Here is a 26,099-nt window from a genome sequence, read left to right as displayed (position 1 = left end):
CCGGCGACCGGACTCGGCACAGTGGAGTCATGACAACAGACTTCTCGACCCAGCTGCCCCAGCAGACCCCCAAGCGGCTGCGCCGCTCCAGCACCGACCGGTGGATCGGCGGCGTGTGCGGCGGGCTCGCCGAATACCTCGGCTGGAGCGCCAACCTGGTCCGCATTCTCTTCGTGGTGTCGTGCCTGCTGCCGGGACCGCAGTTCCTGCTCTACATCGCGCTGTGGATCTTCATCCCGAAGGACTGAATCATCCACAGGGGGAGAGTTATCCACATTCGGTATCGAAGGTGGTGCGGGGCGTGATCGCGGGTGACAGGATGGAGCCACGTCACAGCGGAGGAGCGCACACCATGGTCACAGCGGGTGATCTGCCCGGGTCGGAGCTGCCGGATCTCGGCGTGCACTCGGACCTGGGTGCGCATTCGGAGCTGGGTGGGCTCGGCGCGGTCGAGTTATCCCATCTCACACAGGATCTCGATGGCGACGGACTACTCGACACCGTGACCACCGGCACCGACCACGCCATGCAGGTGTGGACGGATCTGGATCACGACGGCTACGCCGATCACCTGACCGTGGTGGACAGCGGCGGCGACTACGCGGCCTGGGGGTTCCACCACAACTCCGACGGCACCACCGAATGGGTGCGCAAGGACGGCGGGCAGCTCGGGCTGGGCTGAGCCGGGGCATCAGGGGTTACACGACACAGGGATTCGAGGGGGGACCACCAATGGGGGAATCCGGCGATTTCGGCGTGCGCATTTCCGCCCTGCGTGCCGCGGCGACCACCTTGCGCGACAATGCGGATGCCCTGCAACGGCATTCGCGTGCGGTTGGCGACCATGCCTTCGGGGTCGGCCGGGCATTCGCAATCGGCAGCGACGAAGCCGGTCGCAACTACGCGGCGCAGGGCATCGCGATACATGAGGGCTTCGAGCGGGTGGCCGCCTGCCTGCGCTACTGGGGAGCGGCGGCGACCGCCACCGCGGACATATTCGACCGCGCCGCAGCCGAATACACCCGTATCGACCGCGCGCACGCCGCCGCCCTGACCGAGGCGGGCCGATGAGCTTCGACCCGACCGGCCAGAGCATCGACCAGATCCTCGACTACGGAGCGCCCGGCCTCCAATACTGGGAGCACTTCCTGCCCCTGTACGCCAAGGCTTTCGGCGCAGCGCGCGGTGTCACGCTCACCGGCCTCTACGCCCGCTACGACGAACAGCGCGGCACCGATCTCGCCGAATTCGACAACGCCAGAGCCGAACTCGACAAGGCGCTCACCGACGCCGAGAACCGCTGGTCCGCCCAGCAGGCGGTGGCACAAACCCTGCCGACGGCCTGGACCGGTGCGACCGGCACCGAGGCCCTCGCCATCGTGAATTCCCAACTGCGCCGGGCCCGCGACGACCTCGACGCCGCCCGCACCGCCTCCACCACCATCGCCTCCGCCCTGGACCCCCTGCGCCGAGCAGCCCTCACCAAGGCCGAGGTCACCCTCGCCCTGCTCGAGCCCACCCCCGACGGCGCGGGCCGCATCGCCATCGACGGCAAAACCCCCGCCGACATCGCCACCCTCATCAGCGATGCCACCGACCCCTGGCTCACCAGCACCTTCCGTCCCGACGTAGACCGCAAACTCACCACCTTCGCCGCCGCCTGCGAAACCGCCGACCACACCTTCGATTCCCACTACCGCACGATCCTCACGGCCCTCTCCCGGATCGTCGACCACCCTTACCCCCACCCCTCCCCAGCGCTCTTGCCCCAACCGGATCCGGTCCCGAATCCGCCCACTTCCCAACCCTTCCCGGCATCACCGTCCCACCCCACTCCGGCATCGCCGCCCTACGCTGCGACCTCCCCGAATCCCACGGTGTATCCCCGGACGACGCCTCAGACCGCCGCGCCCGAGTATCCGCCCGCTTCTGCGGAACCGGTCAGCCCGCCCGACTCGCCCGCGGCCGAGCGCCGAGGCGGATCCTCGCCCGCTACCACCGAACCGGAAGCCCAACCCGCCCAATCCGGTTCCACCGAACCGGCCGCATCGGGGGCACCCGCGATCTCCACCACCGAGCCCGCCACAACGCCGGAATCGGCACAGCCACAATCCGACCAGTTCACCCGAACCCTGAAAGACGCCCTCACCCAACTCGAAGCCGGGCTCCAACGGGGAATCTCCACCGCCCTCGAAAACCTCGGCTCACTCACCACCCCAACCCCGGACGCCTCCGACACCCCGGACGACCGCACCGACCCCGATCCAGGGACCGATCCCGACGAGCCGAAGCCCGCGAACATCCCCTCCGGCCACCTCGAATTCGACCTCGCCGGAAAGCACTTCGCCCTCGACCGCACCCCCGACAGCGACCTGACCCTCGCCATAACCGACGAATCCGGCCGTACCCAGACCTACGCCGTAACCTTCGGCCCCGACGGCCTCCCGTCCCTGACCCCCGAAGCCTCGGTCGATGCCCAAGCCACACCCCATACCGACAGCCAGCCCGACCCGAATCCCGCCACACTGGGCGATGCCGGGCCTTCGGCGAAGGGCGGTGGAACCCCCGATACGCCAGGGACATCCGCACCAGACCCCACCGGCGCTACCCCGCCCGACTCCACAGGTGTCAGCCCGCCGCCTCCCGTGCCGATTCACCCCGACTGTGTCCTGCGCACGTGTGTGACGCCGAACCCGCCGTCGGCGCAGCCCGAGCCGCAATGTCTCGTGCCGGTCCCGGATCAGGCTGCCACACCGGAGATTCCAGGTTCACCGCTCGCGGCCGACCCGCCTGTATCGAGGTGCGCCGAGGCTCCCCAACCCGAGGCCGCCCCCGACCAGACTCCCGCGAAATGTGCCGCGCCGCCGGAATCCGCCGTGCCGCCCTCCGCACTGCCTGGATCTGCCGTGCCGCTGGAATCTGCCGGGCCGCTCGAATCGGGCACGCCGACCAGGCCTCTCGGCGACGCTGTGCCCCCGGGGGCAGCGGATCCGCTGCCCGGTGGCGCGGAAGCCGCGACGACGCCACCGAATCCCGTTCCCACGCTTGGCAGCCCGGACGCGGCGCTGGAAATCCCGGAGGGTGGTGTCGAGATCCCCGAAGTCGCACCGCTCGCCCCGTCCGCTGGGGCCTGAACACACGCGTTTTCGCCGCCCCGCCGGAGCGCCGCGATGCCGCAGGGCGCGGAGTTCTGGGTGGCCGCGAGATTCGACCTGACCGGTTGGTCTTGCGGTTACTTGCGGAGGGCCTGGATGAGTTGGAGGACCGGGAGTTTCTGGGGCTGGTCCGATTCGTCCTCGGTGGCGTCGGGGTCGACGAATTGGGTGTGGGGGATGACGGATTCGGGGTCGGCGAAGGGCTTGTATTTCTTGTCGCCGAGGACGGTGTAGTTGAGGTAGCCGATGAGGAGGGCTCGGGTGAGGCGTTCGGTCTTGGGTTCGTGTTTGCCCGCGCCGAACGCGGCCAGGGCGCGGCGGCCTTCGACCATGCCGTTGTGGGTGGCCTTGTCGAGGGAGCGCAGGACGGCATCCTCGCCCCAGGCGGAGGCCAGTGGGATGGCGTTGGAGCTGACCGAGTCGATGTCGGTGGCGCCGGCCAGGATCAGGGCGGGGGCGTCGACCTTGGGGGCCAGGGTTTCGGCGGAGGGAGCGGTGGGGGAGGGATACAGGGCCGCCACCGCGGCGACCTCGCGCTGGGAGGCGGCGATGACGGCGGCGCCCGCTCCCATGCCGTGCCCGGCCAGGGCGAGCTTGCGCGGGTCGACGCTGATATTGCCCGCGCCCAGCCGGACCCCGGTGCAGATGTCCAGGGTGGTCAGCAGATCCGTGGCCAGGTTGAGGTGCGAGGGGATCGGGCCGCGTTCGGTATCGGGCGCGGCGGCCACATATCCCCAGGAGGCCAGGTGTTCCAGCAGGCGGCGGTAGTTCCCGACCCCGGTCAGCCATCCGTGCCCGAACGCCACCGCGGGCAGGTTGAGCCCCTTCCCGGGCGTGTACACCACCCCGGGCAACCCGGCGATGCCGAGATTCCCGCGCAGCACCTCGTGCGGGCCACGCAGGGTCAGAGTGCTCAGGAGCGATTTCACAGACGCCGACACGGACTAGAACCTATCCGATCAACATGTACTTGGGGCGTTTCGCCCGGTCGGTTGTCGACTCGGATTCGTGTGCCGCGGTCATCCCGTTACGCTATGGCGCATGTGCGGAATCGTGGGGTATGTGGGGTACCGGGATGCGCTCGGCGTGGTCGTCGATGCATTGCGCCGCATGGAATATCGAGGTTACGACTCCGCGGGCGTAGCCATTCTGGACGGCGCGGGCGGGCTCGCGGTGGAGCGCAAGGCGGGCCGCCTGGCCAATCTGGAGGCCGAGCTCGCCGAAACCGGCCGGGAGCGTTTCGCCGGAGCCACCGGCATGGGCCACACCCGCTGGGCCACGCACGGCGCGCCCACCGACCGCAACGCCCACCCGCACCGGGATCGCACCGGCCGGGTCGCGGTGGTGCACAACGGCATCATCGAGAACTTCGCCCCGCTGCGCCGCGAACTGGAGGAGGCGGGGGTCGAGCTGGGCCGCGCCACCGACACCGAGGTGGCCGTGCACCTGGTGGCCCGCGCCTACGCCGGGGGCGACACCGCCGGTGACTTCGTGGCCTCCGCGCTCGCGGTGGTGCGCCGCCTCGAGGGTGCGTTCACCCTGGTCTTCTCGCACGCCGACCATCCGGGCACCATCGTCGCCGCCCGCCGTTCCACCCCGCTGGTGGTCGGTGTCGGCCAGGGCGAGATGTTCATCGCCTCCGATGTCACCGCCTTCATCGAACACACCCGGGAGGCAGTCGAACTCGGCCAGGACCAGGCCGTGGTCATCACCGCCGACGGCTACCGGGTCACCGACTTCCACGGCCGCACCGATGGCGTCCGCATCCGTCCCTTCACCATCGACTGGGATCTGGCCGCCGCCGAGAAGGGCGGCCACGACTACTTCATGCTCAAGGAGATCGAGGAGCAGCCGCAGGGCGTCGCGGACACCCTGATCGGCCACTTCGCCGGCGGCAAGATCATTCTCGACGAGCAGCGACTGCACGATCAGGAGTTGCGCGAGGTCGACAAGGTCTTCGTGGTCGCCTGCGGCAGTTCGTATCACGCGGGCCTGCTGGCCAAGTACGCCATCGAGCACTGGACCCGGCTGCCCGTCGAGGTCGAGCTGGCCAGCGAATTCCGTTACCGCGACCCGGTTCTGGACCGCTCCACCCTGGTGGTCGCCATCTCCCAGTCCGGCGAGACCGCCGACACCCTGGAGGCCGTGCGCCACGCCAAGGAGCAGAAGGCGCGAGTCCTGGCCATCTGCAACACCAATGGCGCGCAGATCCCCCGCGAGTCCGACGCGGTGCTCTACACCCGCACCGGCCCGGAGATCGGTGTCGCCTCCACCAAGGCTTTCCTGGCCCAGATCACCGCCAACTACCTGGTGGGCCTGGCGCTGGCGCAGGCGCGCGGCACCAAGTACCCGGACGAGGTGGCGCGCGAGTTCGCCGAACTGGAGTCCATGCCGAAACTCGTTGCCCAGGTGCTGGAGTCGGCCGAGCGGATTCGCGAGATCGCCCGGCGGTTCGCGCACGTGCCGACCGTGCTGTTCCTGGGGCGGCACGTCGGCTACCCGGTCGCTCTCGAAGGCGCGCTCAAGCTCAAGGAATTGGCGTACATGCACGCCGAGGGCTTCGCGGCGGGCGAGCTCAAGCACGGCCCGATCGCGCTCATCGAGGACGGCCTGCCGGTCTTCGTGGTGATGCCCTCGCCGAAGGGCCGCGCGGGGCTGCACTCCAAGCTGCTCAGCAATATCCGCGAGATCCAGGCCCGCGGCGCGCGCACCATCGTCATCGCCGAGGAGGGCGACGACACCGTGCGCCCCTTCGCCGACCATCTCATCGAGATCCCGTCGGCCCCAACGCTCTACCAGCCGCTGCTGTCGACGGTCCCATTGCAGATCTTCGCCGCCGAGGTGGCGCAGGCCCGCGGCTACGACGTCGACAAGCCCCGCAATCTGGCGAAGTCGGTCACCGTCGAGTGATCACTGGACGGTGACCGTGCCCTTCATGTCCGGGTGCAGCGGGCACAGGTAGCGGTAGGTGCCCGGCACCGTGAAGGTGTGGCTCCACTCGCCCTTGTGAATGATCGGGCTGTTGATGCCGAGCGCCGTATCGCCGATGCCCTGCACGGCGTGCGGCGCGCGGTCGTCGAACTTCCAGGTCACGGTGTCCCCGGCCTTGACGGTGATGTCGGCGGGGGCGAACTTCATGTACTTCACCTCGACCGTGACCGCGGCGGGCGCGGCCGGACCCGTGGAGGTCGCAGCCGCCGACGAGGCCGGGGCCGCCGTGGTGGAGGTGGCCGCCTGGTCCGAGCTGTTCGACGAGCAGCCCCCGGCCGCTAACGCCCCCGCCACGACGGCGACGAGAAGCAGGGCACGCGAGGACGACTGGCGGCGAATCGGCATGCCGGTCAGGTTAGTCCCCGCCGATAGCGGACCGTTCGCGGGCACCCGCCCTGACCTGCGCCGTGATCCGGCAGGCGTAGCCTCCACAAGCGCAGGCAGGTTCGGGGCCGAGATGCCGATATCTCCGCGCAGCGCTCCGCCGAGACCAGTCCCGGGAGGCGAACGATGACCGCACCGGCGGTGACCGACTACTACACGGCCGACGAAGTACGGGCCGCCGAGGCCGAGCTCTTCACCCGCGTCCCCGCCGGAATGCCCATGCGGCGCGCCGCCTTCGGACTCGCCGACGTGGTGGCGCGGGAACTGCGCGAACGCACGGGGGGAGTGGCCGGGCGCGCGGTGACGCTGCTGGTCGGCTCCGGCGACAATGGCGGCGACGCGCTGTGGGCGGGCTCGTTCCTGCGCCGCCGCGGGGTCGCGGTGCGCGCGATCCTGCTCTCGCCCGAGCGCGCCCATGCGGCGGGGCTGGCCGCGCTGCGCCGCACGGGCGGCCGCGTGGTGAACGCCCCCGCGTCCACCGACGAACTCCGCCCGGACCGGATGCCTCCGGGGGAATTCATCCACATGTACACCAGCCTGGATGTGCCTTGGCCGGTTCGCGAACTGCTAAGCGATCCGGACCTGGTGGTGGACGGCATCGTCGGCATCTCCGGCCGCGGGCCGCTGCGCCCGGTCGCCGCGGAAGTGGTTGCGGGCGTGCGCTGTCCGATCATCGCCGTCGACCTGCCCAGTGGCGTCGACCCGGACACCGGGGCCGTCACCGGTCCAGCCGTCACCGCCGATGTCACCGTCACCTTCGGCGCGGCCAAGCCGGTGCTCGCCCTGGCCGCGCCGTACTGTGGGCGAGTCGAGCTGGTGCCCATCGGATTACGGCTGTCCTCCGCGAGTCTGGTTGCGCTGGAACCGAGTTCGATCGGCGCGGGCTGGCCGGTCCCCGGTCCGTCCGACGACAAGTACACCCAGGGCGTCACCGGAGTCTGCGCGGGCAGCGCCACCTATCCCGGCGCGGCGGTGCTGTGCACCGGCGGCGCGATCGCCGCCACCTCCGGCATGGTCCGCTACGCGGGCACCGGCGCACCCCAGGTCCTCGCCCATTTCCCGGAAGTGATTGCCGCCGAATCCATCTCCGCCACCGGCCGCGTCCAGTCCTGGGTATTCGGCCCCGGCGCGGGCACCGACACCGCCGCGCGCGACCGCCTCGCCGAAATCCTGGCCACCGACCTGCCGGTCGTGGTCGACGCTGACGGCCTCACCCTGCTCGCCGCCGACCCGAGCCTGGTGACCGGCCGCGCGGCTCCCACCGTCCTCACCCCGCACGCCGGTGAATTCGCCCGCCTGACCGGCTCCGAACCGGGACCCGACCGCGTCGCCGCCGTCCGTAAAATCGCCGAATCCTGGCAGGTCACAGTCCTTCTGAAGGGGCGCGCCACCCTCATCGCCAGCCCCGGCTTCCCGACCGTCGTCAATGAGGCGGGCGGCTCCTGGGCCGCCACCGCGGGCTCCGGCGACGTCCTGTCCGGCGTCATCGCGGCGCTCCTCGCCCACGGTGCCCACCCCGCCTGGGCCGCCGCGGCCGCCGCCCGCGCCCACGCCCTCGCCGCCAACCTCGCCGCCCACGCCGACACCCCTGCCGGAGCCCCGATCTCCGCCTCCCCCTTGCTCTCCCACCTCCGCGCCGCCATCGGCACGCTCCGCGAACTCGCCACCACCTGATCTGCTCGCGCGCCGTCTTGCGTTTCGGGCGTGCTCTGCGCCGCTCGGTGCTCCGCGGAGCCTTCGTCGTGCTCGGACGGTATGCCGGGATCGGATCGGCCGGTGGCGGCGAACAGTGCCGAAATGGCTGCGGCCGAGCCGGATCAGGGCAGCGGGGTGGCGGCGGCCGTGTGGAGGGCGGTCCGGGCCGCGGCGATGACCGGGTGCTCGCCGGTTCCGCGGCGGTAGGCGAGGCGGGTGCGGCGGCGGGTCGGGAGCGGCGTCAGGGCGACCGCGTCGGGTACCGTCTGCGCGCCCAGGTCGGGTACGAGCGCGACACCCTGGCCCGCCGCGACCAGGGCGAGGACGGTGCCGAAGTCGTCGGCGTGGTGGCGGATACGCGGGGTGAATCCCGCTGCGAGACAGGCCCGGACGGTCATCTCGTGGCAGAGGGTGCCGGGGGTTCCGGCGATCCACTGGGAAACGGCATGCGCCGCAAGTGGTTCCGGGGCCGATGCGTGGGCTCGGCCGGTGGGGGCCCGGGTGTGGACCGTCTGCGTCAGGGTGGCCAGGTGGACCGTCTCCTCGAACAGCGGCTCGGAGTCCAAGCCGGGTTCCGGGGCCAGGGGGACGTAGTCGTATTCCTGGCGGAGGGCGATGTCGAGGGTTTCGGCGCGCAGGGCGGCGGGGGCGGCGGCCGGGTCCAGTTCGGTGACGAGGAGTTCCAGGAGGGGATGGTCGCGGCTGAGGGTGACCAGGGCAGGGGAGAGGATGGTGTGGACGGCCGTGGGGAAGGCGCCGATGCGGAGGGTGCCGGTGAGTTCGGTTCGGGCGGAGGCGAGTTCGGCGGCGGCCTGTTCCAGGACGGCGAGGATGGTTTCGGTGTGCTCGACCAGGCGCAGGGCGGCGGGGGTGAGGGTGACGCTGCGGCCGGTGCGTTCGAGCAGAGGTGTTCCGGCCTCGCGTTCGAGGGCGGTGAGCTGCTGGGAGACGGCCGAGGGGGTGTAGGTGAGCGCGTCGGCGACCGCGGCGATGGTGCCCCGGTGCGCGAGTTCGCGGAGCAGGCGGAGGCGGCGGACATCCAGCATCAGCTGAGCTTACGCTCGCGGGTAGAAACGTGAACTGGTCCTGACGCATGGTCGCGATCAGGCTGGTGGCATGACATTCACCGGCTTGTACGTGCCCCTGGTCACGCCCTTCACGGCTGCCGACGAGATCGCGGCCGACGCCCTGGAAGCCCTCGCCCACGAGGTCCTCGACGCGGGCGCGGCGGGCCTGGTCGCACTCGGCACCACCGGCGAACCCACCACCCTCACTCCCGCCGAGCAGGCCCGCGTCATCGATATCTGCGCCACGGTCTGCCGCGAACGCGACGCCGCCCTGATCATCGGCGCGGGCTCCAACGCCACCCTCGACTCCGCCCGTACCCTCGCCGCCCTCGACCCCCGCGCCACCGCCGCCCTCGCGGTCGTCCCCTACTACAACCGCCCCTCCGAAGCCGGTGTGGTGGAACACTTCCGGACCCTCGCCGCCGCCAGCCCGGTCCCGGTGCTGATCTACCACATCCCCTACCGCACGGCCCGCACCCTCACCGCCGAAACCCTGTGCCGCCTGGCCGAACTCCCGAAGATCGCGGGTTTCAAATACACCGCGGGCGGCATCGACGACACCACCATCGCCTTCCTGAGCCGCCTCCCCGCCCACACCTCGATCCTGGCGGGTGACGATCTCTACGCCGCCCCGCTGCTCGCACTCGGCGCTTCGGGCGCGATCCTCGCCTGCGCGAATGTCGCCCCCGCCGCCTACGCGAATCTGGTCACCGCCTGGCGCACCGGCGACCTCCCCCGCGGCCGCGAACTCGGCAACCGCCTGGCCCCGCTGGCCGCGGCCCTCTTCACCGAGCCCAATCCCGTTGTCGTCAAGGCGGTTCTGGCCGCCCAGGGCCGCATCCCCACCCCGAACGTCCGCCTCCCACTGCTCCCCGCAAGCAACGAGGCATTGACCGCGGTGCTCGCGGTTCTGCCCGGAGAGCGGGCCACGATTCGGGTGTGATCCTGATCGCCCGGGTCGAAATGGCAGTATCGACGTGTGAACACGCCCGACCCCCAGGTGGAAATTCTCGTCGATCTGGACGCCATCGCCCACAATGTGCGCATCCTGGCCGAGCATGCCGGAGACGCCGCGGTCATGGTCGTCGTCAAGGCCGACGGGTACAACCACGGGGCGGCCGAGGTGGCGCGGGCGGCGCTGGCGGCCGGGGCTCGTGAGATCGGGACCACCACCATCGCCGAGGCTGTGGAGCTGCGGGCGGCGGGCATCACCGCGCCGATCCTGTGCTGGCTCAATACTTCCGATGCCGATTACGCGAGCGCCATCGCCGCGGATATCGAACTCGGCGTTTCCACGCTGTCGGAGCTGGAGGCGGTCGGCGCGGCCGCGCGCGGGCTGGACCGCACCGCCATCGTCACCCTGAAGGTCGACACCGGCCTGAATCGCAATGGCATTCCGGGCACGGAGTTCCCCGAGGTGCTCGAGCTGCTCGCGAAGCTGGTCGCCGACGGCACGGTCCGTTTCCGCGCCATCTTCTCCCACCTGGCGCTGGCCGACGAGCCCCAGCATCCGGTCAATGACATGCAGCGCGGCCGCTTCCTGGAGTTCATCGCCACCGCGAAGCAGCACGGCCTGGAGCCCGAACTGGTGCACCTGGCGAATTCCGCTGCCGCACTGACCCGTCCGGATCTGGCCTTCGACATGGTGCGTCCCGGCATCGCCGTCTACGGCCTGTCACCGATTCCGGAGCTATCCGATTTCGGCCTGCGCCCGGCCATGACCTTCCGCGCCCGGGTACTGCGCATCAAGAAGGTCGCCGCGGGTGAGGGCGTGTCCTACGGCCACGACTGGGTCGCCGAGCGCGACACCACCGTCGCCCTGGTTCCGGCCGGTTACGCCGACGGCGTCCCGCGCCCGCTGGGCGGCCGGTTCTCGGTCTGGATCGGGGGTGAACGCCACCCGCAGATCGGCCGGGTCTGCATGGACCAGATCGTGGTGGACCTCGGCGACAATGCCGCGGACGTCCGGGCGGGCGATACCGCGATCCTGTTCGGCGGTGCGCCCGGTCACCCCCGCGCCGACGAGTGGGCCGTCGCGCTCGGCACCATCAACTACGAAATCGTGTGCGGCCCGCGCGGCCGCGTGATCCGCACTCACCTGGGCGGTAACCGATGACCGACAAGCGCATGCTGGCCACCGTCGAGGACACCGAGGCGCTGGGCCGCGAACTCGCCGGGCAGCTGCAGGCCGGCGACCTGGTCATTCTCGACGGCCCGCTGGGCGCGGGCAAGACCGCGCTCACCCGCGGCATCGCGGCGGGCCTGGGTGTCGAAGGCCGGGTCAGCTCACCGACTTTCATCATCGCCCGCCAGCATCGGGCCGGATCGCATCCGGGCGCGGTGGGCATGGTGCACGTGGACGCCTACCGCCTGGGCGGCGATCTCGACGAACTGGATGCTCTGGATCTGGATACCGATCTGGACCACGCCGTGGTGGTCGTCGAATGGGGTCTGGGCGTGGCCGAACACCTGGCCGACCGCCACCTGCGGGTGCGCCTGCGCCGCGAACCCGAGTCGGATGTCCGCACCGCCGAATGGGAGTGGGTCGCCGCGGACCGATCCGCCGGATCCGGCGACAACCGATCGGCGAACTGAGCCGGAACTGATGCGCGAGTAAGTTCCCGCAGGCAGACACCACGCCGAGTGGGCTGTACCACCCGGTATCGTAAGGGCAATCATGCTGATATTGGCTGTCGACACCGCGACCCCCGCAGTCACGGCGGGACTGGTGGAACTGGAACCGGCACAACCGGGCTCTGACGCACCGCACATCACCACGATCACCACCAAGGTGACCGTGGACGCTCGCGCGCACAACGAGGTGCTGACCCCGCAGATCCTGGCTTGCCTGGCCGAATCCGGCCGTTCCCGAGCCGATATCGCCGCGGTCGTCGCGGGCGTCGGGCCCGGGCCGTTCACCGGGCTGCGCGTCGGCATGGCCACCGCCGCCGCCTTCGGCGATGCGCTCGGCGTGCCGGTGTACGGCGTGTGCAGTCTCGACGCCATTGCCGCCGACACCGAAAGCTATCTGCGCGAGAGCTCCGAACCCACCGAACTGCTGGTCGTCACCGACGCCCGCCGCCGCGAGGTGTACTGGGCCCGCTACCGCGCCACCGGCAACGGCCTCACCCTGGCGCGCGTGGAGGGACCGGAGGTGAGCAAGCCCGCCGAGCTGGATCAGGCCGCCGCCACCCTGATCGCCGGATCCGCCTCGCACGTCGACTATTTCGACCTGCCGGTGCTGCCGGTCGAGACGCCCTCGCCCGCCGGTCTGGTGCGCTGCGCTGCCGCCGAACTGCTGTCCGGCGCGACTCCCGAACCGCTGGTGCCGCTGTACCTGCGCCGCCCCGACGCGGTGGCCAAGAGTTACGCGCAGGTGGGCCGATGACCATCCGCATCGAACCGATGCGGCCGGAGGACGTCACCCGCTGCGCCGAACTCGAGCAGGTGCTCTTCCCGGAGGACGATCCCTGGCACGAGGTTTCGTTCCTGTCGGAGCTGGCCGGACCGCACAACCGCTACATCACCGCGCGCGACGCCGCGGGCCGCATGGTCGGCTACGCCGGAATCGCGCTGCTGGGCACCGACGATCACCCCGAGGCCGAGGTGCACACCATCGGCGTGGACCCGGTCTGTCATCGGCTGGGCATCGGCACACTGCTGCTGGAGGCGCTGCTGCTGGAGGCCGGACGCCGCGGCGGGCCGGTGTTCCTCGAGGTCCGCACCGACAACGCGCCCGCCATCACGCTCTACGAGAAGCACGGCTTCCACATCATCGGCCTGCGCAAGAACTACTACCAGCCCAGCGGGGCCGACGCGTACACCATGCGGCGTCCCGCCATGGCAGGGTTCCCGCAGGACGGATTCACCACCGACGCCGAGGTCTCGTCATGATCGTCATGGGTATCGAAAGCTCCTGCGACGAAACGGGAGTCGGCATCGTGCGCCGATTGCCCGACGGCTCTTGCGAATTGCTCGCCGACGAGGTCGCCTCCAGCGTGGACCAGCACGCCTGCTTCGGCGGCGTGGTGCCCGAGATCGCCTCGCGCGCACACCTCGAGGCCATCGTGCCCGCCATGCGCCGGGCGGTGGCCGCGGCCGGAATCAGCAAGCCCGACGCGCTGGCCGTCACCATCGGGCCGGGTCTCGCCGGTGCGCTGCTGGCCGGGGTCGCGGCGGCGAAAGCCTATGCGGCGGCTTGGGATATCCCCTTCTACGCGCTCAACCACCTGGGCGGGCACGTGGCCGTGGACACCCTCGAACACGGGCCCATGCCCCCCGCGATCGCGCTGCTGGTCTCCGGCGGCCACACCCACCTGCTGCAGGTCACCGATCTCGCGCACCCCATCACCGAATTGGGCAGCACCGTCGACGACGCCGCGGGCGAGGCCTTCGACAAAGTGGCCCGCCTGCTCGGCCTCGGCTATCCGGGCGGCCCGGTGCTGGACGGCATTGCCGCCGACGGTGATCCGCACGCCATCGCCTTCCCACGCGGCATGACCGGACCCCGCGACCCGCGCTACGACTTCTCCTTCTCCGGTCTCAAGACCGCGGTCGCCCGCTATGTCGAAGCGGCGCAACGCGAAGGCCGCGAGCTGCCCATCCCGGATATCGCCGCCTCCTTCCAGGAAGCCGTCGCCGATGTGCTCACCATGAAGGCCGTGCGCGCCGCGCAGGACGTCGGCGTGGACACCCTGGTGCTCGGCGGCGGCGCGACCGCCAACTCCCGCATCCGCTCCATGGCCGAGGAACGCTGCGCCGCGGCCGGAATCACCCTGCGCGTCCCCAAGCCGCGCCTGTGCACCGACAACGGCGTCATGATCGCCACCCTCGGCGCCCACGTGATCGCCGGTGGCGCAAGGCCTTCCGCCCTCACCGTCGCCACCGACCCGGGCCTCTCGGTCGCCACCAGCTACCTATAGGACAGCGGCGGAAAGCAGCGCCAACCGCGGGAATTTTCGTATGTCTAACGCGACAACTGATTTCGTGACGATCGGGGTAACTCACCGGGTACGTCCAACATTGTTTCGGCACCCGGCCGGTGGCACGGGTGTGGGATTCTCGACGGCTCTCAGCCGGCCGCTGAAGGCTCGGGGAGGCGGGTCAGGCGCGGCGAAGGCAGGACCTTCGTCTCCGGATCGATCGGCGGCAGTGACGTGCCGAGCAGCGGGCCCAGCAGGCGGGGCAGGTCGGCGGGGAACGGGATCTGAGGTAGATCCGGATCGGGGCGCAGTGGGGGCTGCTGGATGGAGGTGGCCGAGGGCAGGGTGGGAACGCCGGTGGCCGAACCGGATTGGGGCGGTGCCACCGCGGTGGTGGTGCGGTTGCCGCTCGGTCCGGTCGAGCCGTTGGACGGGCCGTTCGACGGCGTCGAGGTCGGAATCGGCTGCTGCGGAACGGTGGTCGAGGGCGTGTAGTGCGTGTTCTGCGGTTCGGGGATCACGAATTCCTTGACCCCGTAGCCGACGATCAGACCGACCACCACCACCGCCCCGGCCAGCGTGCCCGCGAGCTTGGTGAAGGTGCCGATCGGCGCGTCGGAGCCCAGCCCGATGACCGGGAACGCGCTCGACGTGGTCGAATCCGCCACCAGCGCAGCGCCCTTGGCGATGGCCGCCTCCGGCTCGGGCACGGTGAGCACCGGCACGTCGAGCTGACGCTCCAGCCCGACCACCATGATCGGCACGTTCGCGCCGCCGCCGATCACCGCGACCGCCTCCGGGAACTTCGGGGCCCGCTCGAAGACGGTGCGCGCGAACACGGCCAGCTCGCGTAGCAGGTCGGCGACGATCTCCTCGAAGTCCACCCGGGTGAGCTTGAGCGGCTGCCCGGCCACGTGGTCGATGGTGACCGCGGGAACCACCGACAGGTGCTCCTTGGCCGCGCGTGAACGATTGAGCAGGATGCCGCGGTTGGGCCGGATGCCGCGACGCGACAGGTGGCAGTCCAGCAGGTGCTGCAGGATCAGCTCGTCGATGGCGTTGCCGCTGATGGCGGTGGTGCGCTCGGTGCGCAGCACGGTGTCGTCGGCGTGATCGGCCACGGTGACCGTGGTGCCGGTGGCCCCGATATCGATGACCGCGACCGTGTCCCAGCGGTCCAGCAGACCGGTGTGCCGCAGATAGGCCAGGGCCGCGGTGCTTTCCGGGATGAGATGCACACCGTGGCGTTGCCGGCCGATTGCCGAGCGGATGATCTGGGCCTGTTCCCGGTCCCGGTAGGCGACCGCGATGTCGCCGGGGGCCGAGGACTCGGGTTCGTGGTGACCGTTGGTCCGGGCGACCGGGTGCGCGCCGACCGGGTGCACCGCGTCGCGCGGGATCTGGGTGGTCATCAGCTCGATGGAGGACGCAACCAGATCGCCGAGATCGGAGTGGGCGGTATCGGCCGTCACGACCCGGTAGTCGAAATTCTGGGCGCCGTTGGGCGCGGTGGCGACCGTTGCCGAGCACACCACCTCGCTCCCGGCGGAGATGCCGAGGGATGTTCGCATGTTCACCTCCCTTCGAGCGGATGGTCCGGGTGGAGACGACCATCTCGAACGGACTCCGGACGCGCCCAATGGGTTGCGGACGTTTCCGAGAAGCTACGGATCGCGGCGGGACCTTGTCCGATGGGGCATCCGGACCTGCCACTGATCACTTGCGGTCTTGCTCTCTTCTCGAGCCCGCGCGGATGGTTGCCGCGCGGATAGCGGGGTGAAGCAGTTGTGTGACTGTCGACGGCGTGACGTGATGCGACCGATTCGATCCCGCCGCGCGGCCGTCGTCAATGGTGTCACAATCCGTTATCCGAACGTTACAGATTTTCGGATTTCTTTGGAAGCCCTCAGATTCCCGGGCCGTCGCACCGGCGAGTCGTGCTGTCCAGCGGTGTTACCGCCGTGTCCAGCGGCGTTACGGGTAACGAGGAGTTGCGCGTAGCAGTGCCTGCCCTTGAGCGCTGGCACTCCCGTGTATAGAGTGCTAGTTGGCACTGGTTAGTGCTCAGGTGCCAGCTTATGACTACTACGCAGGGGTCCCGGCACCCGCGACGACGGGGCCGATTGCGCAGGGTTAGACATGACCGAAACCGTGAGCCCGGGGAACAGCCCCGGGCGCGAAGAATCCCCTGAAAGTGGAGGGCTCAACGTGGCGAGCGTGAACATCAAGCCGCTCGAGGACAAGATCCTCGTCCAGGCCAACGAGGCCGAGACGACGACCGCCTCCGGCCTGGTCATCCCCGACACGGCGAAGGAGAAGCCCCAGGAGGGCACCGTTATCGCCGTGGGCCCGGGTCGCTGGGACGAGGACGGCGAGAAGCGGATTCCGCTGGACGTCAAGGAAGGCGACGTCGTCATCTACAGCAAGTACGGCGGCACCGAGATCAAGTACAACGGCTCGGAGTACCTGATCCTCTCGGCTCGCGACCTGCTGGCCGTCGTCACCAAGTAGGAACGCTCCAACTCTCGGGGCCTCAGGGGGCTCCCCCCTGAAACCCCTTCGAGAGACACCGCCCCGGAGTCGCAGCTGCGAATACAGCAATCGGCCCGGGGCGGAGTGCGTTCCGACCCAACTCATTTCAGGAGTAGGTACATGGCAAAGCAGATCGAGTTCGACGAGAAGGCTCGCCGGGCTATGGAGCGCGGCGTCGACAAGCTCGCCGACGCCGTCAAGGTCACCCTCGGCCCGCGCGGCCGGCACGTGGTGCTGGCCAAGGCCTTCGGTGGCCCGACCGTCACCAACGACGGTGTCACCATCGCCCGCGAGATCGACCTCGAGGACCCGTTCGAGAACCTGGGCGCTCAGCTGGTCAAGAGCGTCGCCACCAAGACCAACGACGTCGCCGGTGACGGCACCACCACCGCCACCGTGCTGGCGCAGGCGCTCATCAAGGGCGGCCTGAAGAACATTGCCGCGGGCGCGAACCCGATGACCCTGGGCAAGGGCATGAGCAAGGCCGCCGAGGCCGTCGCCGCCGCCCTGGCCGCCGCCGCGACCCCGGTCAACGGCGAGAAGTCCATCGCGCAGGTCGCCACCGTGTCCTCGCGCGACGAGGAGATCGGCGCGCTGGTCGCCGAGGCGCTGACCAAGGTCGGCAAGGACGGCGTCGTCACCATCGAGGAGTCCTCGGGTCTGCAGACCGAGGTCGCCATCACCGAGGGCGTGCAGTTCGACAAGGGCTACCTGTCCCCGTACTTCGTCACCGACCCGGAGACCATGCAGTCGGTCTACGAGGACGCGTGGATCCTGCTCAACCGCGAGAAGATCAGCTCGCTGCCGGAGCTGCTGCCGCTGCTCGAGAAGATCGCGGAGTCCGGCAAGCCGGTCGTGATCATCGCCGAGGACGTCGACGGCGAGGCGCTGTCGACCCTGGTGGTCAACGCGATCCGCAAGACCCTCAAGGTGGTCGCGGTGAAGGCCCCGTTCTTCGGTGACCGCCGCAAGGCGTTCCTGGACGACCTGGCCATCGTCACCGGCGGCACCGTGGTCAACCCGGACCTGGGCATCACCTTGCGCGAGGCCGGGCTGGACGTGCTGGGCAAGGCGCGGCGCGTGGTGGTCGGCAAGGACGACACCACCATCGTCGAGGGCGCCGGCACCCAGGCCGACATCGACGGCCGGGTTGCGCAGCTGCGCAAGGAGATCGAGAACACCGACTCCGACTGGGACCGCGAGAAGCTGGAAGAGCGCCTGGCCAAGCTGGCCGGCGGCGTCGCCGTCATCAAGGTCGGCGCGGCCACCGAGACCGAGCTCAAGGAGCGCAAGTACCGCGTCGAGGACGCCGTCTCCTCCGCCAAGGCGGCGGTCGCCGAGGGCATCGTCCCCGGCGGCGGCACCGCGCTGGTGCAGGCAGCGGCCACCCTCGGTGCCCTGCGCGACTCGCTCTCGGGCGACGAGGCGGTCGGCGTCGAGGTCGTGCGCCAGGCCCTGCTGGCCCCGCTGTTCTGGATCGCCAGCAACGCGGGCGTCGACGGCGCGGTCGTGGTCTCCAAGGTGACCGAGGGCAAGAACGGCTTCAACGCCGCCACCCTCACCTACGGCGACCTGGTCGCCGAGGGCGTCATCGACCCGGTCAAGGTCACCCGCTCGGCCGTCGAGAACGCCACCTCGGTCGCGCGCATGGTGCTCACCACCGAGTCCGCCATCGTGGACAAGCCGGTCGAAGAGGCCGCCGACGCCCACCACGGTCACTCGCACTGAGGTTGACGCGCTGACCCGGCCTTCCGGCCGACGTCACTCGGGCCCCCGGACAGTCGAGCTGTCCGGGGGCCTCGCCGTTTCCACACCCGCGCTTCGGACCGCATTGCGCCACTGGAATATCGGGCTGCCCCGGCGCATCGGCGGGCGCGCGTGGAACCGGCGGGCGCGGCGCATCGGCGGCTGTGGGAGACCGCCGGGTGCGGGGATCCGGTCAGGCGAGGCCGCAGCGGGTGAGGAGGGATTCGGCCTCGGCGGCGGGGAATTCTCGGGTGAGTTCGACCGAGGATCGCAGGGCGGTGTGCAGGACGCCGTACATGTTGGAGGGCCGCCAGTTGAAGTGGATTCCCTTGGGGGCCACGGTGAGCAGGGGTTTGCCGTCGAGCTTCGGGAGTTCCTCGGGGGAGCCGGAGCCGGGCATGAAGGCCACGCCGGGGTAGGCGAAGTTGAAGCGCTGGTGGTCGGAAAGGGTTGCGGCGGCCTCGTGGTCGGCGTGGGTGAGGTGGTCGTTGCGGGCGTAGCGGACCGCCAAGGGGTCCACCGGTTCGGCGTCGAGGTAGCCGGGACCGACGTGGCGCAGCAGGGCGTCCTGGAGCAGGGCGTAGCAGTGGTAGAGGCGGTCGCGCACGCCGATCAGACGGAATTCGAAGGCGCGGCGGTTCTTCGGATCGAGGACGAGCAGGTCGAGGTCGTCGTGGAGGGTGAAGATGTCGCGCAGCCAGAGCGGGACGAGCTCCTCGTCCTCCAATCGATCCAGCCGGTCCATGATCTCGGACCGTTCGTACCAGCGCTTTCGAGTCTCTTTGGAGCGGGCCAGCATGGTCATGGCGGCCGGGATGCTCAGTTGGGCTGCGGCGCGGGTCGATTCGTCCGGGCCGGTGGCGAGCGCGTCCAACTGCCGGACGAGATTGTCCAGCGTGGCGTCGATGGCCGCGCCGGGGTCGGCCCCGCGCTTGACCATGGTGCCGCAGAGCAGGGTCAGTAGCGACGTGTGGAACAGATCCCCGCCCGGCATGAGATTGCGCAGCGACACCACGCCCGCGGTCAGCTCCGACGGCGTGGTCCCGGATTGCGCTTCCGCTATGTCGTTCCGCACGTCGCCGGGCAACAGGATGCCCTGCCCCGAGGTGAACGACTCGATCTCCGCGGTCGTCGTCGCGCCCTGCACGAATTCCCGCAGTGCCCGCAATTCCATCAAGCCCAACCCCTGAACCGAATCCGTCCGCCGCACGCTATCAGTGGCCTCACTGGCACAGTGCACCCGGCGGTGCCGCGCATGGCTCCGAGGGGGGCCGATAGAAGTCGAGTGGCGTCGACACCGCCGGGAGCGGGGTGATGGGGGAGGGTTCCCACATGGTGCGCGGGGAAGAATCCGCGAAGAGGCAGAGGCCCGCGAGGATCAGGGTGAGGGCGGCGATCACGCCCATGACCGTGCGCAGGTACGGGCGGACGATGAGGCTGAGCAGATACAAACCGGACGATCCGTTCGTGAGGCGTCATGAATCCTCATGGCACGCACGGACTTCTGTGGGTCGGATCGCCCGGCTGGAAGTGGTCGTTACCGGCAAAGCTCGCATCCGAAACCGGTCGGGCGACCTGGTTCGAATGCGAGCGAAAGGCGGCTAATCACGCACGGGCTGGCTGGAGCGCCCGTTCCCGTGGTGGAACGTGGTGTGGGAGTGGTGAATCGTGTTCGGCGGAGCCTGGTCTGTAGCTATCGCGGCGAGAAGGCGGTCGCGGAGGGCCGGGGGCGGGGTGGTCGCCGCCGCGGTCGCGGCCAGGGCGAGCGCTTCTCGGGTCTGCTGCACTTCCTGGGTGAAGGCGGCGCGCAGTACCGAATCGTCGGTATCCAATATTTCCGCCACTGCGCGCTGATCTTCGTCGCCGATCGATCCGAGCGCGACAGTGTGCGCGAGATCGATCTGGCTTTCGTTCATCTCACGTCACTCCCAAACTTTTCTTGAGTCGTGTCAGGCCATCCCGTATACGGGACTTAACGGTAGGTAACCCTACGCCCAGATGTGCTGCTACCTCGGCATATGTCCGCCCACCGAAGTAGGCGAGGGAGATGGCTTCCCGTTGGGTTTCGGTCAATGTGGCCAGGCCGGCGAGTACCGCCTGCTGCTCCAGCCGTCGTCCGACTTCTTCGGTGACCTCATCGAATTCGTTACCGAGCGTGCTGGTGCCGTAGGCGACCTCACGCAAGGCGTGCGCCTGCTCGGCACGGACTCTGTCGACCGCGCGTCTGTGGGCCAGTGTCATCAACCAGGTGACCGCCGAGCCCTTGGCGGGATCGAAATTGGATGCCGTACGCCATATCTGGAGATAGACCTCCTGGGTCGTCTCCTCGGCGTATCCCGGATCATGTAGGACACGTAGGACCAGGCCGAACACTCGCGCGCTGGTGCGGTCGTACAGCTCGGCGAACGCCTGCTGATCCGACTGCCCGCAGCGCGCGAGAAGTGCGGCGAGTTCGAGACTTTCGGCTGCGCGCGCCGTCACCGCAGAGTCCACGCTGGGTGCTCCCACCCGACCGTCCCTCGAACTCTGGAACGAGTCGCCCTCTGCGGCAGGCGGCCGCGTTGTCACAACGCTCCGTTCTGTGTCATCGGCCACGAGGGTAGCGTGCCGCTATGACCTCCTCTCGGGTGGGGGTATCGGCAAAGCGACTGTGGCACAGCGATTTTCCGTTTTGCACCGAAACGCCGCAATCGTGGCATGAAGGACACGCCGGAACGCGTCGGGCGACACCGACCCCCGCGAAGCGGTGCCGAGTGTTTGCTAGACATTCGGCACGCCCGCTCCCGCGGATGGGAAAAATCTCGAGCTCACCCCGCCGCCCGCATCAGTGACACCGCTGGTGAACACCAGTCACGCGGGTTTGCTCGCCCACTCCGAAACCCCACTCCGAGCCCCCGTCGGCGACCGCGGGAAGGCGCGTCTGCCGCCCCCGCTCCGAGGCCGAAACCCACCGGGATTCGCGTCAAGGGGACTTCCGCTTTCTGGTTCGCGGCCCGCCTCGTTCTGGACCGAGTGGAGCGGGGGAGCGAAGCGGAGGAGGCGGAGTGAGGGAAGAACGAGACCTTCAGGGCCGCGAACCCGCCCGGAGCGAAGCGGAGGGCAAATTGGGCACAGCTTTTCAGGCAACCACCCGGCGGCGGTTGCGGCGGGCGTGCAGTTCGCGCTCGGTCTCGGACATGCCGCCCCAGATGCCATAGGGCTCGCTGACCTTCAGGGCGTGCGAGCGGCAGTGCAGCAGCACCGGGCAGGCCTTGCAGATCTCCTTGGCGCGTAGCTCGCGCTGGGCGCGGGCCCGGCCGCGCTCGCCGTCCGGGTGGAAGAACACCGACGAGTCCTGGCCGCGGCAGGAGCCGCGCATTTGCCAATCCCAGACGTCGGCGTTCGGACCGGGGAGGTGGGTCGGCATAGGCATGTGAACTCCTCATGGTGCGAGCTCGTCGGCATTGTCGAGCGGTGCTGGTGGCAAACAGGTGGCCGCATCGCCGTGGCCCGGCGATCTCACTTCATTGGCTCCGCAATTCAACGCGACGCCAACGATGGCGATGTCGTACGTTAGGTCGAACAACGAAATCGAGTCAATAGCCTCATTCGACTCGAGTCGAATACCAGCGCATTAGAGAATTAACATCCTTGCTATTTACAAAGTGCCCCGACTGTGGTGATACTTTTAGGTTGCCCAGTACTGTGACCAACCTGTGATAGCCCATCCGACTGGTCGAAACCCCTGGTGGCAGCGGATTTTCGAGGGTCAATACCTGTCGCGCGATCTATGCAGGCATCGCGATCAGAGTGATCTCAGCCATTGGACATCTCGCACTGAGTAGGGTAGAAGTGGCCGCTTCGAGGCGCTCAGGTTAATAGCGCGAAACGCTATGCGAATTCCTTACGGGCGTGCTAGCCGATAGCGAGAACAGATTTACGGACTGGAAACACAAACCCACTTGAGAATGCTGACCGGTTGCTGACGGCGTGTGATATGGCACCTGCCCGCAGTTGGCTCCGCGCTGGTTAGAGTGCGGCTGTGCCTGTGCTCGAAGTGAACTCCGAACTCGCCGACGCCGCCTTCGGCGTCCATCCCGAACGCGCTGCCATCGGGTTGCCCGCCGCGGCCGATGCGCGCGAATCCTGGCTGCGGGCAGTCGCGCTCGCCGGTGTCGGGCACTACGCCGCCGCGCGGGCCGAGCTCGCCCGCGCTCGCCGGGCCGCCGCCGGCGATCCGGCGTTGCTGTCCCTGACCCACAGCACCGAGGGCTCGCTGCTGCGTCAGCTGGGCTGGCACAGTCACGCCGCCGTCGCGGATGGCCGTGCCGCCGCCGCGGTTCTGCCCGCCGTGCGCGACCGCGGCGCCGTCCCCGCCGCGGCCCCCGCCGACATCGCCCATGCCGAAGCGGTTTGCGATGCGTTGACCGGACTCGCCGCGGACGCCCTCGGCACTCTCCGCCCGGCGCTTGCCGCCCGGCTGCTGGATCGTTGCCGCCAACACCTCGACGTTCATCTGCCCGACGCCGCGAGCGCGTGGCGCCCGCGCTTGCGCCTGCACTGGGTGTCTGCCGAGACGGCGCTGTCGGCCCCCGGCTCGGGTTTGATCTCCGCACCCGCCGCCGCCACGGCCGCGGGACCCGCCGACCCCGCCCTGGCCCATGCCGAGGCCGCGGTGGCCCTCGCCGAAAACTCGCCCTCGCTGCGGCATCGCGTCAAATCCCGGCTACTGCTCGCGGCCGCCGGCGCCGCCGCCGGCGACCTCGATCGATCCCGCACGCTCGCAATCGAAGTCGACCGCGAGTGCCGCGAACACGAATTGCTGCCGCTGCGGTGGGCCTGCGCCATGCTGCGCTCGGGTGTCGATCCGGCCGGTGACGGGGCGGAGGTCGCCGCCGCCTGCGCCCGTTTGCTGGACGCTCGCGGTGGGCGATTGCGTTCGGCCAGCGAGGTTCTCGGTCATCCCTGAGCACTCCCGGAGACTTCCCTGAGTCCTTCCCGAGTTGGACCCCGTAACGCCTGGCTTGAATGCCTCAGCCGCTATTGTTGGACCGTTCCGCCCCTCCGCGGAAGCACCGGCCCTCCCGCCGTCGTGCCACTCTGTAAACGCCAGGAACAGCTCTGACGATGAACAACACGGGTGCGGAGTTGGATCCCGCTGGCGTCGCTGCCGCAGCGCAGGGCGACCGGGCGGCCCTTTCCCACGTACTGGAGAGCATCCGCCCGCTGGTGGTGCGGTATTGCCGCGCGCGCATCGGATCGGCCGAACGTGGCCAGCTCTCCGCTGACGACGTCGCGCAGGAGGTCTGTCTGGCCGTAATGACCGCGCTCCCTCGTTATCAGGATCAGGGTCGGCCGTTCATGGCTTTCGTCTACGGCATCGCCTCGCACAAGGTCGCGGACGCCCATCGAAATTCCGCCCGTAACAAGGCGGACGCCATGGCCGAAGTACCTGATGTCATATCCACCGACCAGGGGCCGGAGCAGCGCGCTCTCGAATCCGAAACGTCACGGCAGATGAACGCTCTGCTGGCGACTTTGCCGGAAAAGCATCGAGAGATCCTGATCCTGCGCTTGGTCATGGGTTTGTCGGCTGAAGAAACTGCAGTCGCGGTGGGCAGTACCGCGGGTGCTATACGAGTCGCCCAGCACCGGGCACTCGCGAAACTCAAGTCTCAAGTGGCGAGGGCAGGTGAAATCTATGGCTAGGGATGGCGAGCGCGGTCGGGGCGACTGGAAGGCGCGACCTGGATCGCAGAACAGCGGTCCCTACGCCGAGGCGTCCGGTGATACCGGACCGGTGGACATTGCCGCGGTGCGCCGCGACGATGCGCTGATCGACGCCATCTCCGGCGACGGTCCCGTGCAGACGGGCAGTTCGGAGGAGTATCAGCTCGCGGCCTTGCTGGCGGACTGGCGGGCGGAGATCATGGCCGAGCCGTTGCCGGCCGGGCCGGATCTGGATGCCATTGTCGCGGCGGTCAATCAGGAGATAGGCGCTCGGCAGGCGCGGATCGGCGCATCGAACCGGGGGCGACTACGGCTGGTCAAGCCGATTATGGGCACGGCTGCAGCGCTGGCTCTGGTGATCGGCGGACTGACGGCGTTCTCCTACAACGCGGGCCCCGGTGATCCGTTGTGGCGGGTCAAGGAGGTCGTGTTCAGCGAGCAGGCGCAGTCCACCGTGGTCTCGCGTGCGGATGACAATCTGCAGCAGGCCCAGCAGCTCTTGGCGCAGGACAAGCCGGAAGAGGCGAAGAAGGCGCTCGAGCGGGCCGCCGACAACGCCGCGCAGGTCAACGACTCCACCAAGAAGGACGACCTGGGCGATCGCTGGCAGCAGCTGTTCGTGCAGTTGCAGCAGGTGGCGCCGACGGTGGCGAAGTCGCTCGAGCCGCTGATCCCGTCCACCACCAAGGTGCCGGTCGTGACGACCACGCCGAATGTGACGGTGGCCCCGACGAATCCGGCGACCGAGCCGGGTGGCAATTCGTCGACGACCATCGACCCGTCGGTGCTCGCGACCAATCCGAACCCGAATCCGTCCTCGGGCGGCGGCAATACGACGGTTCCGACCGTGTCGCCCGCGACAACGATTCCGGCGCAACCGTCTTCGGAACCGACCGAACCCGCGACCCCGCCGACCGGTGGCCCCGGCTCGACGACCGTGGTGGTGCCGACCGGAGGCAACACCGGTGGGACCACGGGCGGTGGCGCGGTGCCGCCGACCCAGGTGCCGACCGTCGACAAGCCCACGGGCGGGGCGGTCGTCCCCACCACCCTGGTCCTGCCGACCGGCGCACCGGCGGTGCCGGGGCTGCCGGCGCCCGGGCCGCACTAGGCGGACAACAGCTGGACCCGATCGTCATGTGGCGGTCGGTTTTTCATTGGACATACGAGAAGGGCCTGCATCCTCGGGATGCAGGCCCTTCTCGATGTTTCAGACGTCGAATCCGTCGCCGTGGAGTGCCTCGTTCATCGAAGCATCCGCGTAGCCGCGACAGTAGTCCCAGGTGACGTACGCCTCGGGAGTCGGATCGTAGGCGGGCTCGTGCGGTCGCACCGTGCCGTCCACCAGGAGTTGGAGGAGGTTGGCGCGCAACATGTCCCAGTCGTGGTAGTGATCCTGCCGGCAGTCCTCGCAGCTGACCACGAGTCCGCGGATGCCGCGGTGGGCCAGTAGTGCCTCGTACACCGCGAGATCGGCGAGATCCTCCTCAACTGCTAGACGCTCGTGAGGATCCAGCGGTTCCCCCGGCTCGATGGCATCGAGCGCGGCCGACGGGTCGGAGGGGTCTCCGGCGAACGGATCCGGCGGCAAGCCAGGTGGTAGATGGTCACGCACAGTCCCACGGTACGCAGAACCACCCCTTGTGCGCCAGCGCTGAAGGGGATTTGCCCTCACTTCGCTGGTGGCGCAGCACACATCGATGTCGTGGCAGTCGCCACAGTAATGGCATAGCCGACAAACCGCAGCGGTTGTGGCCGCACGAACATCGCGGTGAGGGCCGCTGACGCGGGCCCGGGCGTGGGTGCGGTGTGGAATTCGGCGACCGATACCATGGTTGTTCGAAGGCCGGGTGGTAAACGCCTGGCATTGCCATTCATCCACGCGTCCACCGGTGCCC

General features: G+C 69.2%; 27 protein-coding genes. 17 read left to right on the top strand and 10 right to left on the bottom strand.

Features of this window, described 5'->3' with window-relative positions:
* Positions 1–29: 29 nt before the first annotated feature.
* The 4 genes from NS2_RS04850 (at position 30) to NS2_RS35815 (ending at position 3,134) form a co-directional block, all read left to right on the top strand.
* Positions 30–248, top strand: coding sequence for a PspC domain-containing protein (locus NS2_RS04850; protein ID WP_045436474.1), 219 nt, complete (start codon positions 30–32; stop codon positions 246–248).
* Positions 249–352: 104 nt separating this feature from the next.
* Positions 353–682, top strand: a complete 330-nt coding sequence (locus NS2_RS04845; protein WP_033086055.1) for a DUF6802 family protein — start codon at positions 353–355, stop codon at positions 680–682.
* Positions 683–732: 50 nt separating this feature from the next.
* A complete protein-coding gene (locus NS2_RS04840; RefSeq protein ID WP_033086005.1) occupies positions 733–1,071 on the top strand; it encodes a hypothetical protein in 339 nt (112 codons plus the stop codon).
* Positions 1,068–3,134 (top strand): hypothetical protein, encoded by a 2,067-nt coding sequence (locus tag NS2_RS35815; protein ID WP_033086006.1) that lies wholly within the window; start codon positions 1,068–1,070, stop codon positions 3,132–3,134. Before NS2_RS04840 ends, NS2_RS35815 begins: the two co-directional genes overlap by 4 nt.
* 98 nt (positions 3,135–3,232) lie before the next feature.
* On the opposite strand, the gene NS2_RS04830 is transcribed toward NS2_RS35815, so the two are convergent.
* The gene (locus tag NS2_RS04830) at positions 3,233–4,096 is read right to left on the bottom strand and encodes a dienelactone hydrolase family protein (RefSeq protein WP_033086007.1); all 864 of its coding nucleotides are present in this window, start codon (positions 4,094–4,096) and stop codon (positions 3,233–3,235) included.
* Between the two features lie 100 nt (positions 4,097–4,196).
* Between NS2_RS04830 and glmS the strand changes: the two genes are divergently transcribed.
* Positions 4,197–6,065 carry a glutamine--fructose-6-phosphate transaminase (isomerizing) gene (gene glmS / locus NS2_RS04825; RefSeq protein ID WP_033086008.1) on the top strand — a complete coding sequence of 623 codons (1,869 nt, stop codon included), beginning with the start codon at positions 4,197–4,199 and terminating at the stop codon, positions 6,063–6,065.
* On the opposite strand, the gene NS2_RS04820 is transcribed toward glmS, so the two are convergent.
* Entirely contained in the window at positions 6,066–6,491 is a 426-nt protein-coding gene (locus NS2_RS04820; RefSeq protein WP_045436471.1) for a plastocyanin/azurin family copper-binding protein, read from the bottom strand.
* Between the two features lie 180 nt (positions 6,492–6,671).
* Here NS2_RS04820 and NS2_RS04815 point away from each other — a divergent pair, with 180 nt between their 5' ends.
* Positions 6,672–8,204 carry an NAD(P)H-hydrate dehydratase gene (locus NS2_RS04815; RefSeq protein WP_147207089.1) on the top strand — a complete coding sequence of 511 codons (1,533 nt, stop codon included), beginning with the start codon at positions 6,672–6,674 and terminating at the stop codon, positions 8,202–8,204.
* Between the two features lie 143 nt (positions 8,205–8,347).
* On the opposite strand, the gene NS2_RS04810 is transcribed toward NS2_RS04815, so the two are convergent.
* Positions 8,348–9,271: a LysR substrate-binding domain-containing protein gene (locus NS2_RS04810; RefSeq protein WP_147207085.1), complete on the bottom strand. Its 924-nt coding sequence runs from the start codon at positions 9,269–9,271 to the stop codon at positions 8,348–8,350.
* A 70-nt stretch (positions 9,272–9,341) separates the two neighbouring features.
* On the opposite strand from NS2_RS04810, the gene dapA reads away from it, so the two are divergent.
* From dapA to tsaD, 6 genes are all read left to right on the top strand, one after another.
* On the top strand, positions 9,342–10,235 hold the full coding sequence (gene dapA / locus NS2_RS04805; RefSeq protein ID WP_147207084.1) for a 4-hydroxy-tetrahydrodipicolinate synthase: 894 nt from the start codon (positions 9,342–9,344) through the stop codon (positions 10,233–10,235).
* Between the two features lie 36 nt (positions 10,236–10,271).
* A complete protein-coding gene (gene alr / locus NS2_RS04800; RefSeq protein WP_045436468.1) occupies positions 10,272–11,408 on the top strand; it encodes an alanine racemase in 1,137 nt (378 codons plus the stop codon).
* Positions 11,405–11,887 carry a tRNA (adenosine(37)-N6)-threonylcarbamoyltransferase complex ATPase subunit type 1 TsaE gene (tsaE, locus tag NS2_RS04795; protein ID WP_033086012.1) on the top strand — a complete coding sequence of 161 codons (483 nt, stop codon included), beginning with the start codon at positions 11,405–11,407 and terminating at the stop codon, positions 11,885–11,887. The genes alr and tsaE overlap by 4 nt, the downstream gene beginning before the upstream one ends.
* An 82-nt stretch (positions 11,888–11,969) precedes the next feature.
* On the top strand, positions 11,970–12,680 hold the full coding sequence (gene tsaB / locus NS2_RS04790) for a tRNA (adenosine(37)-N6)-threonylcarbamoyltransferase complex dimerization subunit type 1 TsaB (protein ID WP_033086013.1): 711 nt from the start codon (positions 11,970–11,972) through the stop codon (positions 12,678–12,680).
* On the top strand, positions 12,677–13,186 hold the full coding sequence (gene rimI, locus NS2_RS04785; RefSeq protein WP_045436465.1) for a ribosomal protein S18-alanine N-acetyltransferase: 510 nt from the start codon (positions 12,677–12,679) through the stop codon (positions 13,184–13,186). Before tsaB ends, rimI begins: the two co-directional genes overlap by 4 nt.
* Positions 13,183–14,214 (top strand): tRNA (adenosine(37)-N6)-threonylcarbamoyltransferase complex transferase subunit TsaD, encoded by a 1,032-nt coding sequence (gene tsaD, locus NS2_RS04780; protein ID WP_033086014.1) that lies wholly within the window; start codon positions 13,183–13,185, stop codon positions 14,212–14,214. Before rimI ends, tsaD begins: the two co-directional genes overlap by 4 nt.
* A 149-nt stretch (positions 14,215–14,363) precedes the next feature.
* Here the strand turns inward: tsaD and NS2_RS04775 are convergent, their stop codons facing one another.
* Positions 14,364–15,785 carry a DUF7159 family protein gene (locus NS2_RS04775; protein ID WP_052086020.1) on the bottom strand — a complete coding sequence of 474 codons (1,422 nt, stop codon included), beginning with the start codon at positions 15,783–15,785 and terminating at the stop codon, positions 14,364–14,366.
* Positions 15,786–16,422: 637 nt separating this feature from the next.
* On the opposite strand from NS2_RS04775, the gene groES reads away from it, so the two are divergent.
* Positions 16,423–16,725, top strand: a complete 303-nt coding sequence (gene groES / locus NS2_RS04770) for a co-chaperone GroES (protein ID WP_033086015.1) — start codon at positions 16,423–16,425, stop codon at positions 16,723–16,725.
* Positions 16,726–16,866: 141 nt separating this feature from the next.
* Positions 16,867–18,474 carry a chaperonin GroEL gene (gene groL, locus NS2_RS04765; protein WP_071344619.1) on the top strand — a complete coding sequence of 536 codons (1,608 nt, stop codon included), beginning with the start codon at positions 16,867–16,869 and terminating at the stop codon, positions 18,472–18,474.
* A 211-nt stretch (positions 18,475–18,685) separates the two neighbouring features.
* Here groL and NS2_RS04760 read toward each other — a convergent pair whose 3' ends face one another.
* The 5 genes from NS2_RS04760 to NS2_RS04740 all read right to left on the bottom strand — a co-directional run bounded on the left by NS2_RS04760 (position 18,686) and on the right by NS2_RS04740 (position 21,904).
* Positions 18,686–19,666, bottom strand: coding sequence for a hypothetical protein (locus NS2_RS04760; protein WP_033086017.1), 981 nt, complete (start codon positions 19,664–19,666; stop codon positions 18,686–18,688).
* A 49-nt stretch (positions 19,667–19,715) separates the two neighbouring features.
* On the bottom strand, positions 19,716–19,943 hold the full coding sequence (locus tag NS2_RS04755; protein ID WP_033086018.1) for a hypothetical protein: 228 nt from the start codon (positions 19,941–19,943) through the stop codon (positions 19,716–19,718).
* Positions 19,944–20,093: 150 nt separating this feature from the next.
* Complete coding sequence (locus NS2_RS04750) at positions 20,094–20,408, bottom strand: RskA family anti-sigma factor (RefSeq protein WP_228102516.1); 315 nt, start codon at positions 20,406–20,408, stop codon at positions 20,094–20,096.
* Between the two features lies 1 nt (position 20,409).
* Positions 20,410–20,985 carry a sigma-70 family RNA polymerase sigma factor gene (locus NS2_RS04745; RefSeq protein WP_033086019.1) on the bottom strand — a complete coding sequence of 192 codons (576 nt, stop codon included), beginning with the start codon at positions 20,983–20,985 and terminating at the stop codon, positions 20,410–20,412.
* 625 nt (positions 20,986–21,610) lie between these two features.
* Positions 21,611–21,904: a WhiB family transcriptional regulator gene (locus tag NS2_RS04740; protein WP_033086020.1), complete on the bottom strand. Its 294-nt coding sequence runs from the start codon at positions 21,902–21,904 to the stop codon at positions 21,611–21,613.
* A gap of 609 nt (positions 21,905–22,513) precedes the next feature.
* On the opposite strand from NS2_RS04740, the gene NS2_RS04735 reads away from it, so the two are divergent.
* The 3 genes from NS2_RS04735 to NS2_RS04725 all read left to right on the top strand — a co-directional run bounded on the left by NS2_RS04735 (position 22,514) and on the right by NS2_RS04725 (position 25,312).
* The gene (locus NS2_RS04735; RefSeq protein ID WP_045436462.1) at positions 22,514–23,440 is read left to right on the top strand and encodes a hypothetical protein; all 927 of its coding nucleotides are present in this window, start codon (positions 22,514–22,516) and stop codon (positions 23,438–23,440) included.
* Positions 23,441–23,598: 158 nt separating this feature from the next.
* Positions 23,599–24,180, top strand: a complete 582-nt coding sequence (locus NS2_RS04730) for a sigma-70 family RNA polymerase sigma factor (RefSeq protein WP_033086022.1) — start codon at positions 23,599–23,601, stop codon at positions 24,178–24,180.
* Positions 24,173–25,312 carry an anti-sigma-D factor RsdA gene (locus tag NS2_RS04725; protein ID WP_033086023.1) on the top strand — a complete coding sequence of 380 codons (1,140 nt, stop codon included), beginning with the start codon at positions 24,173–24,175 and terminating at the stop codon, positions 25,310–25,312. Before NS2_RS04730 ends, NS2_RS04725 begins: the two co-directional genes overlap by 8 nt.
* A gap of 99 nt (positions 25,313–25,411) precedes the next feature.
* Here the strand turns inward: NS2_RS04725 and NS2_RS04720 are convergent, their stop codons facing one another.
* Positions 25,412–25,816 (bottom strand): DUF5319 domain-containing protein, encoded by a 405-nt coding sequence (locus NS2_RS04720; RefSeq protein WP_033086024.1) that lies wholly within the window; start codon positions 25,814–25,816, stop codon positions 25,412–25,414.
* Positions 25,817–26,099 lie beyond the last annotated feature (283 nt).

This window comes from Nocardia seriolae NBRC 15557, assembly GCF_007990715.1.
GTDB classification, from domain to species: Bacteria; Actinomycetota; Actinomycetes; order Mycobacteriales; family Mycobacteriaceae; genus Nocardia; species Nocardia seriolae.
The sequence above is the reverse complement of the archived record's forward strand: the minus strand, read 5'-3'. Positions and strand labels throughout refer to the sequence as shown.

Coding starts and splice junctions, on each gene's coding strand:
- NS2_RS04850 (WP_045436474.1), top strand. CDS start 30: ATGACAACAGACTTCTCGACCCAGCTGCCCCAGCAGACCCCCAAGCGG.
- NS2_RS04845 (WP_033086055.1), top strand. CDS start 353: ATGGTCACAGCGGGTGATCTGCCCGGGTCGGAGCTGCCGGATCTCGGC.
- NS2_RS04840 (WP_033086005.1), top strand. CDS start 733: ATGGGGGAATCCGGCGATTTCGGCGTGCGCATTTCCGCCCTGCGTGCC.
- NS2_RS35815 (WP_033086006.1), top strand. CDS start 1,068: ATGAGCTTCGACCCGACCGGCCAGAGCATCGACCAGATCCTCGACTAC.
- glmS (WP_033086008.1), top strand. CDS start 4,197: ATGTGCGGAATCGTGGGGTATGTGGGGTACCGGGATGCGCTCGGCGTG.
- NS2_RS04820 (WP_045436471.1), bottom strand. CDS start 6,491: ATGCCGATTCGCCGCCAGTCGTCCTCGCGTGCCCTGCTTCTCGTCGCC.
- NS2_RS04810 (WP_147207085.1), bottom strand. CDS start 9,271: ATGCTGGATGTCCGCCGCCTCCGCCTGCTCCGCGAACTCGCGCACCGG.
- dapA (WP_147207084.1), top strand. CDS start 9,342: ATGACATTCACCGGCTTGTACGTGCCCCTGGTCACGCCCTTCACGGCT.
- tsaE (WP_033086012.1), top strand. CDS start 11,405: ATGACCGACAAGCGCATGCTGGCCACCGTCGAGGACACCGAGGCGCTG.
- tsaB (WP_033086013.1), top strand. CDS start 11,970: ATGCTGATATTGGCTGTCGACACCGCGACCCCCGCAGTCACGGCGGGA.
- rimI (WP_045436465.1), top strand. CDS start 12,677: ATGACCATCCGCATCGAACCGATGCGGCCGGAGGACGTCACCCGCTGC.
- tsaD (WP_033086014.1), top strand. CDS start 13,183: ATGATCGTCATGGGTATCGAAAGCTCCTGCGACGAAACGGGAGTCGGC.
- NS2_RS04775 (WP_052086020.1), bottom strand. CDS start 15,785: ATGCGAACATCCCTCGGCATCTCCGCCGGGAGCGAGGTGGTGTGCTCG.
- groL (WP_071344619.1), top strand. CDS start 16,867: ATGGCAAAGCAGATCGAGTTCGACGAGAAGGCTCGCCGGGCTATGGAG.
- NS2_RS04760 (WP_033086017.1), bottom strand. CDS start 19,666: ATGGAATTGCGGGCACTGCGGGAATTCGTGCAGGGCGCGACGACGACC.
- NS2_RS04750 (WP_228102516.1), bottom strand. CDS start 20,408: ATGAACGAAAGCCAGATCGATCTCGCGCACACTGTCGCGCTCGGATCG.
- NS2_RS04740 (WP_033086020.1), bottom strand. CDS start 21,904: ATGCCTATGCCGACCCACCTCCCCGGTCCGAACGCCGACGTCTGGGAT.
- NS2_RS04730 (WP_033086022.1), top strand. CDS start 23,599: ATGAACAACACGGGTGCGGAGTTGGATCCCGCTGGCGTCGCTGCCGCA.
- NS2_RS04725 (WP_033086023.1), top strand. CDS start 24,173: ATGGCTAGGGATGGCGAGCGCGGTCGGGGCGACTGGAAGGCGCGACCT.